General features: G+C 64.9%; 13 protein-coding genes. 8 read left to right on the top strand and 5 right to left on the bottom strand.

What is annotated here, in order from left to right; genetic code table 11:
• Positions 1–97: 97 nt before the first annotated feature.
• Both NON22_RS03605 and NON22_RS03600 read right to left on the bottom strand, forming a co-directional pair.
• Positions 98–1,210: a UvrD-helicase domain-containing protein gene (locus NON22_RS03605; protein ID WP_257385543.1), complete on the bottom strand. Its 1,113-nt coding sequence runs from the start codon at positions 1,208–1,210 to the stop codon at positions 98–100.
• Between the two features lie 885 nt (positions 1,211–2,095).
• Positions 2,096–2,683 (bottom strand): JAB domain-containing protein, encoded by a 588-nt coding sequence (locus NON22_RS03600; RefSeq protein ID WP_257385542.1) that lies wholly within the window; start codon positions 2,681–2,683, stop codon positions 2,096–2,098.
• A 144-nt stretch (positions 2,684–2,827) separates the two neighbouring features.
• Here NON22_RS03600 and NON22_RS03595 point away from each other — a divergent pair, with 144 nt between their 5' ends.
• The 5 genes from NON22_RS03595 (at position 2,828) to NON22_RS03575 (ending at position 6,449) form a co-directional block, all read left to right on the top strand.
• Positions 2,828–3,142 (top strand): helix-turn-helix domain-containing protein, encoded by a 315-nt coding sequence (locus NON22_RS03595; protein ID WP_257385541.1) that lies wholly within the window; start codon positions 2,828–2,830, stop codon positions 3,140–3,142.
• A gap of 720 nt (positions 3,143–3,862) precedes the next feature.
• Complete coding sequence (locus NON22_RS03590; protein ID WP_257385540.1) at positions 3,863–4,123, top strand: hypothetical protein; 261 nt, start codon at positions 3,863–3,865, stop codon at positions 4,121–4,123.
• A 363-nt stretch (positions 4,124–4,486) separates the two neighbouring features.
• A complete protein-coding gene (locus NON22_RS03585; RefSeq protein ID WP_257385539.1) occupies positions 4,487–5,086 on the top strand; it encodes a helix-turn-helix domain-containing protein in 600 nt (199 codons plus the stop codon).
• Between the two features lie 115 nt (positions 5,087–5,201).
• The gene (locus NON22_RS03580; RefSeq protein ID WP_257385538.1) at positions 5,202–6,113 is read left to right on the top strand and encodes a hypothetical protein; all 912 of its coding nucleotides are present in this window, start codon (positions 5,202–5,204) and stop codon (positions 6,111–6,113) included.
• An 84-nt stretch (positions 6,114–6,197) separates the two neighbouring features.
• Complete coding sequence (locus NON22_RS03575; protein WP_257385537.1) at positions 6,198–6,449, top strand: hypothetical protein; 252 nt, start codon at positions 6,198–6,200, stop codon at positions 6,447–6,449.
• Positions 6,450–6,522: 73 nt separating this feature from the next.
• On the opposite strand, the gene NON22_RS24935 is transcribed toward NON22_RS03575, so the two are convergent.
• The gene (locus tag NON22_RS24935; RefSeq protein WP_425507948.1) at positions 6,523–6,774 is read right to left on the bottom strand and encodes a formylglycine-generating enzyme family protein; all 252 of its coding nucleotides are present in this window, start codon (positions 6,772–6,774) and stop codon (positions 6,523–6,525) included.
• Positions 6,775–6,859: 85 nt separating this feature from the next.
• On the opposite strand from NON22_RS24935, the gene NON22_RS03570 reads away from it, so the two are divergent.
• Both NON22_RS03570 and NON22_RS03565 read left to right on the top strand, forming a co-directional pair.
• Positions 6,860–7,453, top strand: coding sequence for a hypothetical protein (locus NON22_RS03570; protein ID WP_257385536.1), 594 nt, complete (start codon positions 6,860–6,862; stop codon positions 7,451–7,453).
• 380 nt (positions 7,454–7,833) lie between these two features.
• Complete coding sequence (locus NON22_RS03565; RefSeq protein ID WP_257385535.1) at positions 7,834–8,709, top strand: hypothetical protein; 876 nt, start codon at positions 7,834–7,836, stop codon at positions 8,707–8,709.
• A 201-nt stretch (positions 8,710–8,910) separates the two neighbouring features.
• Here the strand turns inward: NON22_RS03565 and NON22_RS03560 are convergent, their stop codons facing one another.
• Positions 8,911–10,269 carry a hypothetical protein gene (locus tag NON22_RS03560; protein WP_257385534.1) on the bottom strand — a complete coding sequence of 453 codons (1,359 nt, stop codon included), beginning with the start codon at positions 10,267–10,269 and terminating at the stop codon, positions 8,911–8,913.
• A gap of 195 nt (positions 10,270–10,464) precedes the next feature.
• Positions 10,465–12,381 carry an SUMF1/EgtB/PvdO family nonheme iron enzyme gene (locus NON22_RS03555; RefSeq protein WP_257385533.1) on the bottom strand — a complete coding sequence of 639 codons (1,917 nt, stop codon included), beginning with the start codon at positions 12,379–12,381 and terminating at the stop codon, positions 10,465–10,467.
• A gap of 95 nt (positions 12,382–12,476) precedes the next feature.
• On the opposite strand from NON22_RS03555, the gene NON22_RS03550 reads away from it, so the two are divergent.
• Positions 12,477–13,562: a ribonuclease D gene (locus tag NON22_RS03550; protein WP_257385532.1), complete on the top strand. Its 1,086-nt coding sequence runs from the start codon at positions 12,477–12,479 to the stop codon at positions 13,560–13,562.
• Positions 13,563–13,740: the final 178 nt, after the last annotated feature.

The following is a 13,740-nucleotide window of genomic DNA, read 5'->3' as shown; positions in this document are numbered from 1 at the left end:
GATGATCTCGGAACCCCGCCAAAATCGGTCACGATCAACCGAAATGAGCGGTCACGCCTTACCGAAACAACCGGTCATGCCTTACCGAAATGGTCGGTCACGATCGGCCGAAATACGCAGTAGGCTTGCTCCGCATGAAATCGTCGAGCAGCCGCACGGACTTCCATTCGCGCCCCTTGGCTTTGTGCCCGGTTGAAATCATGAGGTTGGCGCGATCCTCGTCAACCGTTCGACCCAGTGCCCACAGGAGCCTCCGCTCCCCCAAGGATTCGACCAAATTGACGAAGGTCAGGAGGTGCGCGCCTTCCTCGCTGCGTGCGAACTCCACAACATCTTCCCAGTTCGCGAAACCGAAGAAGTCGGGCACGTCGCAAGGCTGTCCGGCCTTCAAGGCGACGACGCCGCGGAGCAGCGCCTTCAGCTCTTTCGTACCGCCTACCAAATGTGGGGTGAGTCCCGAATCCAGGGCCTCGATGACGGCGTTCATGGTGGCCGCGTTGGAGCGCGCCAGCACAGCATCCGGCTGCACTTCTCCGATACGGCTGCGCACCTTGGGATTGCCTTTCAAGGGCGCAGTTGCCCCGAGTTGATACAGTACCTGTGAGGCGAGGCTGGCGATCGCTTCCCCAAACCGAAACGACAGAGTGAGTTGGACCTCACCGTCGGTCCGGATGGTTTCCATCGCGTTTACCGCCCCGCGCCACTCGTAAATCTGCTGGTACTTGTCGCCCACGTAGACCATCTGGGCTTCTTGGTCCGCGAGCACGCCGAGCACCACCGGATTGGTGTCCTGGGCCTCATCCAGCAGGATGAAGTCGGCACCCAGGAGTGGCCGGGGCAGTGCCCAGAGCTTGAGGTAACCGTCGTGCCCGAGCGGCATCAGGTCGGTGGGGTTCACCATGTGGCCCCATAGCTTCTGCGCGCCGGCCACCGCATGCGCCTGGACCGCCCGAAGCACCGCCGGCGACGCCGCCCGCAGGGCGCCATGCGGCGGCACGTGCTCCGGCAGAATGGCCGGCTCCGCGCTTTGCGCGAATCGGCGCACCGTGTCCAGGAACAGGAACGCTTGGGATCGCGGCGCCAAAACCAGATCCGGACCGAAGGCCTGGGGCTTTAGGTCGAAAGCCTGCGCGAGTTCGTTGGCGTTGATCCGCCCGGTGAGTTTCGACACCGAGCCGTGGTAGCTGGGCGCGATGGCTCGGTAGGCCAAGCTGTGCAACGTCGAGCAATCGACGGTCGCCGGGAACGCCCCTGGGTGTCGGCAACGATGGCCCTGTTAAAGGCGATGTACTGGCCGCAGCGTCCGGTGCTGTTGGCCAGCAGTTTCAAGGTGGACGTCTTGCCGGCACCGGCGTAGGCGTTGATCTTGAGGCTCTCGCCGCGCGCGAACGCATCCAACGCCTGCTGTTGCTCGTCGGTGGGCCTCAACCCCGTTCGGCCGCGCGGTGCGAGTCTGGGCGCAGCCGGTTGCCGGGCCGAGTTAAGTCGTGGAGCGGGGACGGGCGCGCGAGTTATTGCTTGTGGGACCGCGGGAGGGGTCGCCCTGACCATTGTTGTCGGTTTTGCTGGCGCGGGGGGCTCTGCCGGGGTAGTCCTCCTCGCCCGCGCACTGGTGACGGGTGGGGCGAACGGAGAGCCTCGACCACCTGGGCCACCAGATCGGGGGCGTGCCGGTTCTTGTGCCGGAACGTCAGTTCGTGCTGTAAGTCGCGAAGAACGGCGGCGTCGCCGGCACGCCTGGCTTTCTTGAAATGGTTTTCAAGCTGCTCGAACGAGCAAGAGACGAACGGTCGTGATGTCGTTGTATTCATTCGGTTTCGCCTCCCCTAAGGCCCGCCGATGACATGAAGACAACGATACCGAAAAATTCACTGTGCAACATAGGGCTCCGGACTTTGCCGGTCGTCGGCAGGGTCCAGCAATACCTGTCGTCCGGGTGCGTATTCTCCCAGGGCGCTCTGCCGCCCGTTACGCCTGGTGCGAATGGCTTCCGGCAGCTTGCCAGCGGCCGAAGCATGGTGGGGGTTTTTTGCTTCAACTGGAAAGCGGAAAAAGGACTAGAGCAGCTTTGCACGTCCCCGTCTTACACACTCCGTCAAACCGATCGAGGAATCGCTGTGTGGCTGCGATCGCCGCCGACATGCTTCTTCGCACCCGGCTTAGCGCGCTTGCCACCCGCACGCTGCGGCAAAATCACCGTACGCATAGACGGCGGCACACCGATCCATACAGAGCGCGGCGGCTCGCTCGTCGTAATCACGAAGTGATCGAGCACCCGCACATCGACAAGATCCAACGCACGCCCGAGCTCCAGGGTGAGAACGATGTCCTCGCCGGACGCGGTCGCGCAGCCGGATGGATGGTTGTGGGCAAACAGCACGGCGCCGGCGTTATGCCTTAGCGCGGCCTTGACGACTTCGCGCACGGGCACGCTGGTCGCGCTGAGCGTGCCGCGGAACAGCTCCTCGAACGCGATCAGGCGGTTCCGGTTGTCGAGCCAGGCGGCGGCGAAGACTTCGTGCTCGTAGTCGGCGAGCTTGAGGCGGAACCAGTCGGTGGCAGCGGTGAACGTGGAGAGCTGCACGCCGGGGCGCCGCGCATGGGATTCGATGGCAGCAAGTGCGGTGGCGATCAGTTTGCGATATGCCGCGCTGGAAATGTCTTGCGTCGAAGGCAGCTTCATTCAAGTCGCGTCCTTGCTGGCGAGAATCGAGGTGCAGGTGCCATCCATGGCAGTCTTGCTCCTGCCACGGCAGTATAATTAGATTTACCACAAGGTCAAATCTAATTACGCGACACATGTATGCCCTGACGGCAAACTCGGCCGATGAAATCCTTCGGCACGCGGTTCAAGCAGCTCCGGAAAGCGAGCGGCCTCACCCAGGAGGCGATAGCGCTCGAACTCGGGCTTACGAAAGGCGCCGTTTCGGCGTGGGAAGCCGGCGCTTCCGAACCGCGAATCGAGACTCTCCGCGCGCTCCGCAGCCTGCTTGGCGTCTCGTTCGACGATCTCGTCGGAGACGGATCGGAACGCTCCAGCGGAAATCTGATTCTCTCGGCGACCGAGCGGCAGCTGATCCAGCTCTATCGGAAACTGCCACCGTCGAAGCGTGCGGCATTCCTCGCATTGCTCGATCAGTAGCAAGGTGTGCCGCCAGCCGGCAGTCTGCGCCTCTCGCACATCGGCATCTGCGCCGACATCTGCTGCCTTGGTCAGACACTTTTCACGTTGCGCGGCGCGCCGCTACCGTACGGACATTCGTCCGCTCGCCTTGCGCACCCATGTTCGCCGCAGTACACAGGTCCACCCCGATGGTCGCAGGCAGCTTCGAACAGTCGAGCCGGCCTCGCGAGTGTTTCGCCCCCCGTGAGTGATTGCCAGCCTCCGTTGCCTGGCAGCCAGTCACCGGCGACTGATCGGCACTTGCCGTCGAGTGATGACCACTCACCCGCCAGTGACCCGCAGTCATCGATCACCGCCGCGCAGTCGCCGGTGATACGCCACCATTCACGCACGCATGGAAATCAGGGACGCGTGACTGCCCGCCAGTCGACGACGGTTGAAATTCACTCGCCGCCGGCTGCGCGGCACTGGCCGGTGAGTGACCATCACTCATCGATGCGCGATTTTCAGGCATCGTGCACGATCGGACGGGCGCGTCGGCGTACCGGCGCCGGACGGAACGAGAAAGCCCCGCCGCAGCGGGGCTTCCAGTCTCAGTTGGTGACGCCGGGTTCCGGCTCGGCGGCCCCGCGGCGGGTTTTCGTGAAGCGGGCCGACAGGCCCTGGCGCAGCGATTCCAGCCCCTGCCCTTTGCCCGATACGCGCAGCAGTGCGTAGCCATCGAGCGAGGACGACAGGATGTCGCTGCCGAGCCGGCGACGACACCGAAGCGCCGGCCGTCTGTTTGCCTACGCCGTCGATACGCCGAAGCAGAAGCGTGCGCTGCACGACGAAGCCATGGCCCGGCTCGCTGCCGTCAGTTCGCTCAGCGATGCCTTGTTGATCATGCAGGTCGACGATCCCGGCCGGCGCTCGCATGTGCGGGTGATGGAGGCGATTGCGATCCTGTCACGCGACGCAAAGGGATTGATCGAGGCAACGGGACGAGAACTGAGCTGATTCTGTCGGAGCCGTTTCCGGACCAGTGGCCTGCGTTGGCCACTGGTCCGGAAACCCAAATGCAGATTTTGCAAACTCTGCAAATCGCCATCAAGCCCCTTGATAGCCATGGACTATTTGCAAACGACCGATTGCAAAGCCGGTCGGCGGGGCTGTCAGGATTTCTGCGTGTTGAGCCATACACTGCCCACCGGGCAAGGAAGGACGTATGGCAAAGAAGACTCCTGGGCCGTTCTCGGCCGAGCTGCTTGACGCACTGGTGGAAGGTGTTAGCGGCAGTGCAAAACTGACCCAGTCGGCAATCTAAACCTGACCCACCAGTGACCCGCAGTTTCTCCGCACCGGCTGCGTGCGGAGGGATGCATGATCAAGGTCGAGGTGTTCATGACGATCTGGGTGTTACATCAGCAAGGGGCCAGCGTGCGGGAGATCGCGCGGCGGCTGTCGGTTTCTCGCAACACGGTGCGTCGGTATCTGCGCGGTGGCGAGGAGATGCCGCGGTATCAGCGACGAAGTGGACGACCGTCGAAGCTCGATGGCGTGCGCGGGTATCTGGAGCGGCGTATCGATCAGGCGCTGCCGCACCGGCTGCCGGCGACGGTGTTGTTCCGGGAGGCTCGTGCGCTGGGCTATACCGGCGGCGAGCGGATCCTGCGGCAGCTGGTGTCATCGCGCTATGCCAAGGCGCCGGCGGAGCCGGTGGTGCGCTACGAGACGGCGCCTGGCGAGCAGATGCAGGTCGATTGGGCGGTGATCCGCCGAGGGCCGGCGCCCCTGTCGGCGTTTGTGGCCGTGCCGGGCTACAGTCGATCGACATATGTCGAGATTATCGACAACGAACGCGCCCCCGCATTGCCTGTACGGTTTCAGCAGTGCGGGGCGCGCCCGTGCTGCTCAACGCGTGAGCCCGTTGAACTCCGAAATTCGTGTAGATGCCCGTCCACTGAGGCCAGCATCGATTGAGCCGGTTGCCGGCATGGGGGCTTCGCGGCACCACTGCTGCCGCCGGTTTCATTGGGAAGAAATGCTCTTTACACTTCCGAATTCAGGATAGTTGTATCCTCAAAGGAGTTTCATCGTGCATCAAGCGCTCAAGGGGTTCGCTGGTGTTTTTTTGCTGTCGGCCGTTGGTTCTCTCTCGGCGGCCGTGCAATGCGTCAACTGTTCCGACGCTCAGATGTACACCAAGGCCCATACGTTAGGTGCCAGCCCGACGGCTCACATCGTGTGGAATCCGGCCAACGGCGCCATCAAGAAATACCGAAACTACTGTGGTTCCGCCCCGAACGCCGGCGGTGGTATGGGCGGCAAGTCGGTCGAGACGCCCAAGTCCGGCAACGAAGCCAACGCCGGCTGCACCCTTCAGACAGAAGAAGTCGCCATCACGTCCGATCTGGTGGCCATGGCCGGTCAGATGAGTCTGGTTTGGCGGGGGACTAACGGCACGTTCAAGAGTTCGGTTACGGCCAACGTGGGCAGCACGTCCTTCCCCACGTATTTGCCGGGGAAGCCCACCGCGCACGATTTCCTCCTGGACGGTTCACTGCGCAATCAGCTGCTCGACCTGGCGAGCACGCAACAGATTTTCCAGATGAACCCGAACAGTTCTCTGGCTGGCCCGCTGTCGTATATCGCCGGCCATCTGGACGCGTATTTCGCCATGACACAGGGCATTGTTATCACCATCGACATTGTGTTCGACGATGGGTCGAAGGTTCAGGTCCGCGCCACGCTGGGGGAGAACGCAGTCTACGTGAAGGACAGTGCCCGAGACGACAGCGGCCACTGGCTGCCCGATCGCAGCTCGAACCCCCAGGACTACACCGGCCGCTGGTACTTCCCCCCGGGCCAAGGCCCGGACATGGCCGCGTTCATCGAGTACATGCGGTCGCTGGGCATTCCCATCAGCTCAGGGTCGGCCAACGGTGGCGTGATCACCTGCAGTTGGAATCCAACCAACAACACAACGACCTGCGTGATTCCGAACTGACACCGACTGTCCGTTCTTTGGAGTAGGGCTGGCGGCGGGCAACCGCCGCCAGACCCTGTGAATCGTATTCCCTGAGAATCAACGATGCTCCCTTATCGTTTTTCGATTGCAGCAGCCTGGGTTCTGGGCGGGCTTGGCTGGTGCCTTGTGGGCTTGGCGGTCTTTCAATTCGTCCTGGCGCTCGTTGCGCCGCCTGACCCCATGCTGCGGCCGTCCGGTGGCCTGTACCTGTGGGGTGCTGTGATGAACGCGGGGAAATCCGTAGCGGCGGGGTTGTCTCTGGCCGTACTCGGCGGCGTGGCCCGAGTGGTGTTTGGCCTGGCACAACGGGCGTAAACGCGCCGGCGTCCGTTGCCCGCGCCAGCCCTCAGCAACAGGCTCACTTGCGGCGCACGGTTGACCGCGAACCTCACAACTCCCGCGCCACCCGAAACCCCACCCGCCCGCTGCGCGTCGTCGTCAGCGCCGACAGCCGGAACGCCGAACGCACCTGGTCCGGATCGCTGCCCCACGACCCGCCGCGGACGACGTGGCGTTCGCAGCCGGGGTTGACCCAGGCGCGGCTGTCGCGCGGGGCGCGGATGTAGGTGTCGTGCCAGCCGACGGAAGGATCGAAGGTGCAGACGCCGTCCGGCGTCGCAGTCCGGACTCTCTGGGAAATGAGCGTGGACCCGGACGTGGCCGTGATCTTCCGCGAGATGCGCTCGATCTACGTCGCGTACGGTTCGGCCGCCTAGCAGTTCCGGGTGGACATCACGAATCTGGGGCTGACCTACGGCGAAATCGCGCCGCGCTATTTCGACCCGCAGCGAATCGGCTGGGACTACCCGTCGGGTGAAGGCTTCCGCTTCATGGACCGGGTAAACGACCTTGTAAGCGGCGCGAACAGCGCGGGTAGCGTCGACAGTCGGCTGGGCCGCCTGATCCACGGCATCATCAAGCCGGCTCAGAGCGCCTATATCGAGGGCAGCGCCGAGGGGGTTACGGGCGGCGTCAACTTCAGCAGCGTCGGTTCCGAATTCACGGTGGATTTCTGCAGCAGCGACGGGTCTTGCACGCGCGTGAAGATCACGGTCACCGCCAATGGCCTCAAATCGGAATACGTAGGGTCGCGAGACAAGTACGACGTCCAATACCCGTCGGAGAACGAAAACTCGCCGTTCCGCCGCAACTGGGGGCGCAACGGCTTTGAGGCCGCGCGGGACATGGCGGCATTCGTCGCGAGCCGGAGCGGCGGCAACTACACGATCGACGGCGGCGGGCCGATCTGCACGCGTGTCGTCCTGGCTTGTTCCGACGCTGGGGCGCAATGGCTCTGCACGGTCTACTGCCAGCAGTAGCAACAGTAACAGGGCCAGGTTCACCTGCACGTATGCGCGGCAGGTCAACCGCCTCGTCCTTGGCACCGGCTATTTCGAACAGCCCAGGATCGCTTACGGCGCAAAGGTCGCCGACAAATCCGACATCGTTCGCGGCATTCAATGCTGAGAGGATTTTCCTCGTCGCGACAGAATGTCTCGTCGGGAACGTCGGAAACACGGCCAGGTTCACTTGTGCGCCTGCGCGACAAGTGAACATCCCGTCCCTTTCTCTGATAGCGACCATCGAACAGAAGCTGGCTCTCTTGCGGCGCAAACGTGGCCAGCGAATGCGATCCCGCTTTCGCTGCTACGGCCGACGTGGCGCAGCCAATCCACCGGGGAACAAGTCCGGAGCAACCATGCAGAAACGCGATGCACGGCGCGACTACGGCTCGACCTGGAAGTCCAGGCTGGCCGAGTCACGCGCGCGTGCGGCCGGCAATGGCCCGCGACTGAGTCCTGAGCAGATTGCCGATCTGCGACTTCAGATCGCCACGCTCGACGTGACGTCTCCACCGGACACGGCACTGCTGTGGTCGGGGCGGGACATCCTGACGGGCGTTCCACTCGACGAGGCAGCGCCCGACGGTTCGAAATGGTGGGACAAGCTCTCTTGCCGCGAGGCCGAACTGTTCAGCGCACTCGCGATCGCCTGCCGCCTGGAAGACACGCCGGCGGGTGAGTTCCTGACCGCGCTGCAGCTGAACTATCGCGACGACGATCCACTGTTCAACATGGCCAAAGACCTGTGGGGAACGCTGTCACACCGTTTCGCCGGCGCAGCTGCGGGACGAGTGGAGATCATCTGCGAGGGCGCGTTCGAGAACAGCGTGTTCCGCTCGGTCGAGCTCGACACGCTGCTGGCGAACGCCCTCGTGTCGGCGATCAATGGACTGGATCGCCGGCACTTTCCGTCGAATGCGGACGATGCGTTCCGGCTTCTGCGGCGCTGGGACGTCGAGCGAAGTCGCCGCTACGCGGCCTTCATCGAGGCCGATCCGGACTCGACTCCGCACGAACGTGCCGCGGCGATCGACGACTTTCGCGAAATTCAATTGTGGTACGAGCAGGATTTCTTCGACGACCTGGGGCCTGGCCGCACACTGCCGGACTTGCCGGATCAGGTACTGGCCGCCGCAGATCTCACCGAAGGCGCGGGAGCCTGGAAGTACTCGTCGCCGTGGCGGGAGTTCATCCAGCAGCAGGGGGCCATGCCCCAGGAGGGCGGTCGCTGAACATCCGAGTGATGCGTTCAAGCAGTTGCTACCGCCCCTGGGTAGTCGGAGGAACGGCGCCGATTCACGCACGCCATGAGCGTTGTCGATGAATCCGACCAGGCGGCAAGGGAGCTTGCGGCTCCATCTCCTGGCGCATCGATAAAGCGGGCTTGGCCTTGGCGAAAGCCTGCCGGCCGCTACACGATCAACTCGGTCAGATCAGACGGATGCCCGGCGAAATCTCCTGCGAACCGCGAACAGTAACAAGGCCAGCTGCGCGGAGACGACCACTAAAAGCGCGGTCGACAGAATAGACCCCGTCGCCCCGGATGGATCGGCGTAACGTTCCTTCTGCAGCGTCGCAATCGACAGCGTCATCGCCAGCGATCCGGCATAGTCGGATGCCACTTCCGCAACAGATACCCTCTTGCATCGATCACAAGCCGCAATTTCGTAGTTGACCTCTCCGCCGTCCTTGATTTTGTAGCCATTGAAAAGGAACAGGGCGGAGAACCCCAATAGAGAAACGATCAGGACGGACGCGGCGCGGTGGTAGCTCGTACCGTATTTGCTCAGAAATCGGTAAAGGCGATATCCATTCAGATATTTCGCCCAACCGCCTACGCGCTTCGAGATGGCAGCCTCCGCTTTCAGGCGGGCCATTTCCATCTCCCCGACATGAAAACTTTCAGCCAGCTCGTAGTTGCGCTTGGCTTCGAAGTTGACGACGAGCTGGCGATAGCTTTCGGCCGTTCGCTCCATTTTCCCCACCAGGACGTCCAGATCTCCTGGACTTTTCGCCGCAGCTATCCTTTGGTGAAGAGCGATCTCGTCATAGATGCCGGTGCGACCGTCAATCGCCGGCCAGTCGCTTTCCGAAAAATCCACCTTCTCCAGGTTTGTCCCGCCGAACTGGACGCCGTAGAGCGCCACGCCTCGCAGTGCGACCGAGGCTTTGTCGATAGCTTTCAAATCCTGGAAATCGAGCCATCGATAGAGTGCATGCCCGTCTTTCCCCCGAACATCGACGAGCGTTACGGCCGCCTTTTCGCGCAGCGTCAGTCCGCCAAGGTCCATACCTGTACAAGACAAGTGATAAATCTCGAGGCTCGATTCCTTGTCAACGACCGCATGGTGAGTGTCAAGCGAACGGATCGGCAGACGCTTGGGAAAATATCGTCGATGCCCAACCACGCAGACACCCTTCAGAACGGAGAAAGGAAAGCTGATGGTCAAGTCTTCGCCCGACGGGACGATTTCGAACCCGCCGTGAAATGTACAACTGTGAAACTCGACCCCCGCCCCGCCCAGGTACCAGAACTTCAGGCCGGACAAGAACTCGCAGTCCTTGAAACCGATCCGGCAATCACACGAGGTGTTTCTCAGAACGAAGTCACGATGAAACTCGCAGTTTCTGAATGTCAGGTCCCTCAGGCTGGCCGCCTGGATGTGCACTTCCCTGCTGAATACAAACCCTTCGATTACCGCGCTCTCACCTTGTTGCGCGTACTCGCCAGACAGACAAATCGGATTAGCACCGGCGGCGATCTGCTCCTCGAAGACCTTTGCAAGAGACATTTCCACCCCCTGGACGTTGGTCCACCTGATGGACACGAAGGTTGGCTGGAGTCTACGTCAGCCGGACGGAGACCTGTCTTTTGAACGCTGCCGGTCACCCGACAGCGAATAGCGGATCGGTCGCGCAGACAGCGAGATCGTAGACTCGGCAATCGGCTGAATGCGTTCTTCTGACAGGCGCCCGTTCTATCCGCTTCACAACTCCCGCGCCACCCGAAACCCCACCCGCCCGCTGCGCGTCGTCGTCAGCGCCGACAGCCGGAACGCCGAGCGGACCTGGTCCGGATCGCTGCCCCAGGAGCCGCCGCGGACGACGTGGCGTTCGCAGCCGGGGTTGACCCAGGCGCGGCTGTCGCGCGGGGCGCGGATGTAGGTGTCGTGCCAGCAGTCCTCGGTCCATTCCGAGACATTGCCGTCGAGGTCGTAGAGGCCCAGCGGATTGGCCGGGAAGCTGCGCACGGGGGCCGGGCCCCAGTGGTCGTCGGTGTAGCGTGCGAAGGCCTTGCGCCAGGTGCGGTGGGCCGGCGAGCGGTCGCCGGCGCCGGTGAAGTTGCCGAGCACGCGGGTTGGATCGCCGTCGCCCCAGGGGTAGCGCGTGGCCGAGCCGGCGCGCACGGCGTATTCGTATTCGGCCTCCGACGGCAGCCGGTACTGCTTGCCGGTGCGCTCGCTGAGCCAGGCCAGGTAGGCCTTCGCGTCGTCCCAACTGACATGCACGACGGGCAGGTTGTCGGCGGCGCGGCGGCCGCGGTAGTCGTCCTGCCAGGTGGTGCCGCGGCCGTCGACCATGCGGCCGGAGGTCTCGTCGTAGATGCTCGAGGTGCCGTCGTTCTCGGCTGTCGTGCGGTAGCCGCTCGCGCGGATGAATTCGCGGAACTCGGCCACGGTGACTTCGCTGCGGCCGAGCGCGAAGCCGCTGCTGATGACGACCTCGCGCTGCGGGCCTTCGGCGGCGCGGTGGCCTTCCTCGTCGTCGGGCGAGCCCATGAGGAACTTCCCGGTCGGTACGACCAGCACGGCCGGCGCGGTGCCGGCACGGTCGAGGAACGGATCGTTGATGAGCTGGCCCGGGCTCATGCTCGCGTAGAGCCGCGCGTTGCGCAGGCGCTCCTGGAATTCGTCGACGCCGGGCAGGTCGGCGCTGATGCCCTGGGCCTGCTGCGCGAGGCGCTCGGCCAGGTCCGCGTTGCCCGAATCCAGCGCCGACTGGGCCTGGGCCAGCACGGTCTCGGCGCGCTGGCGGCGCACGCCTTCGGTGCGCGTGCGCGTGTCGAGCAATTGTTGCGAGCCCGGCGCGATCGCCGCGGCCTCGGCCAGCACCGCGTCGGCGGCCTTGAAGTCGTCCTTGGCCACGGCGGCGAGCGCGCGTTCGAGCACGCTGCGCTGGATCTGTTCCAGGCCCTGCCGGGCCAGCTCGTTGTCGGGATCGAGCTCGCGCACGCGGCGGTAGATGTCCAGCGCGCTGCCGCCGGCCGGCTCCAGGCCCTTGCCCTGGCGCAGCAGCTCGGCCGCGCTGGCCAGCAGCGGCGCGACCTCGCGCGCGAGCTTCAGGCGCGCACGCAGCTCAGCGAAGCGCGCGCCTTCGTGCGGCACCTGGTCGAGGCCGCTCAGGATGCGCTCGGCCTCGTCGGCGTCGCCGGTGTCGAGCGCCGCGGTGATTTGCTCGAGCAGGCGGTCCTGCACGGCCGCGAGGCCGCTGCGCGCGCGGCGGTTGGTCCTGTCCTCGTCGAGCACCTTGCGGTACAGCACGAGCGCGTTGTCGTCGGCCGGCTCGAACAGGCGGCCCTCGGCCACGGCCTTGTCGGCCGCGGCCAGCTGGGCGGTGATGCTTTCGCTGGTCGGCGCGTCGGGCTCGGGCGGCGCCTCGGGCTCGGCCGTCGTCGCCATGAGCTCGCGCGGCGGGCCGAACTCGACCGGCGGCGCCGGGTTCGCGCGCACGTCGATGGTCGGGGGCGGCGCGCTCGTGCGCACCGGCAGGTTGCGCGGGCGCTGGCCCGGCGAAACGTGGATGACCTCGGGGAAGAAGCGATAGACCAGCGCGAATCCGAGCAAGGCAATACCCGCTGCGCCGCCCCAGGTGGTCTGTTTGCGGACGTTTTCGGGACCAGCCATGCGTTCGGCGAATGTGACAGCGAGGACGACTGACCTTAGGCTAACGCGTTCTGCCTGACAACCGCGTGCACGGCACGCCATGAATGGAGTCTTGCGTGCATCACTGGATCGCCCAGCCCGAAGCCGCCGCCGCGCTCGTCGCGCGCCACGGCACCACCCGCCTGATCGGACTCGATACCGAGTTCATGCGTGTCGACAGCTTCTATCCGCGCCTCGCGCTGGTGCAGGTCAACCTCGACGGCGAGGTCGCGCTGCTCGACCCGCTCGCGCTGCGCGGCATCGCCGGCCTCGGGCCGCTGCTGGCCGATCCGGCCAATCTCTGCATCATGCACAGCGCGAGCGAGGACCTCGAAGCGCTCGCAGAAGCCGTGCCGGCCGGGCTCGGGCGGCTGTTCGACACGCAGATCGCCGCGGCCATGACCGGCTTCGGCGCGGGGCTGAGCTACCAGAAACTCGTCGCGGCCGTGGCCGGCGTGGACCTGCCCAAGGCCGAGACGCGCTCGGACTGGCTGCGCCGGCCGCTGAGCGCCGAGCAGCTCGACTACGCGGCCCAGGACGTCGTCCACCTGGCCGCGCTGCACGCGGAACTCGACGCGCGCCTGGCCCAGCGCGAGCGCCGCGGCTGGCACGAGGAGGACTGCCGCCGCCTGCTGCAGAAGGCGCGCAGCCGCGACGGCGACAGCCAGCCCCAGCGCGGCTACAAGACCGCCGCCGACTGGCCCCGCGAACGCCAGGCGCTGCTGCGCCGCGTGCTGCTCTGGCGCGAGGCCACCGCGCGGCGCATCGACAAGCCGCGGCCCTGGCTGCTCGACGACGCACACATCCTGGATTTCGTGACGCGACCGCCGCACGACACCGACGAGCTGCTCGCGCGGGCCAAGGGCCTGCGCGCGCTGCGCGGCCCGCAGCGCGAGGAACTGCTGGCCGTGCTGCAGCAGCCGCTCGAGGACGAGGAACTGGAGTTCGCCGCCATCTTCCCGCTGCCGACGCCGGCGCAGAAACGCACGATCGCCGCGATGAAGGACGCCGTCGTCGCGATCGCGACCGACCTCGACCTGCCCGACGGCCTGCTCTGCGCGCGCCGCCACATCGAGACCTTCGTGTTCGATCAACAGTGGCCCGAGGCGCTGGAAGGCTGGCGCAAGTCGCTGCTGTTCGATGCGCTGAGCGCGAAGCTGTAAGCCGGGTGGCGCGAGCCGTTCCGGCCTTTCCCGGATCGGCTCTCGCATTCGGTCGCTGTGCAGCGCGTACCGCAGACCGGTCGACACCGGTCGCGTCGGCTTCGCCGGCCGGCAGCCGTCCTGCGCCGACGACCTTGCCAGGGCATCGACCGACGGGACGCCCGACAGCGCTTATGCC

It is taken from the genome of Tahibacter caeni, assembly GCF_024609805.1.
Taxonomy (GTDB): domain Bacteria; phylum Pseudomonadota; class Gammaproteobacteria; order Xanthomonadales; family Rhodanobacteraceae; genus Tahibacter; species Tahibacter caeni.
The sequence above is the reverse complement of the archived record's forward strand: the minus strand, read 5'-3'. Positions and strand labels throughout refer to the sequence as shown.

Coding starts and splice junctions, on each gene's coding strand:
- NON22_RS03600 (WP_257385542.1), bottom strand. CDS start 2,683: ATGAAGCTGCCTTCGACGCAAGACATTTCCAGCGCGGCATATCGCAAA.
- NON22_RS03595 (WP_257385541.1), top strand. CDS start 2,828: ATGAAATCCTTCGGCACGCGGTTCAAGCAGCTCCGGAAAGCGAGCGGC.
- NON22_RS03590 (WP_257385540.1), top strand. CDS start 3,863: ATGTCGCTGCCGAGCCGGCGACGACACCGAAGCGCCGGCCGTCTGTTT.
- NON22_RS03585 (WP_257385539.1), top strand. CDS start 4,487: ATGATCAAGGTCGAGGTGTTCATGACGATCTGGGTGTTACATCAGCAA.
- NON22_RS03575 (WP_257385537.1), top strand. CDS start 6,198: ATGCTCCCTTATCGTTTTTCGATTGCAGCAGCCTGGGTTCTGGGCGGG.
- NON22_RS03565 (WP_257385535.1), top strand. CDS start 7,834: ATGCAGAAACGCGATGCACGGCGCGACTACGGCTCGACCTGGAAGTCC.
- NON22_RS03560 (WP_257385534.1), bottom strand. CDS start 10,269: ATGTCTCTTGCAAAGGTCTTCGAGGAGCAGATCGCCGCCGGTGCTAAT.
- NON22_RS03555 (WP_257385533.1), bottom strand. CDS start 12,381: ATGGCTGGTCCCGAAAACGTCCGCAAACAGACCACCTGGGGCGGCGCA.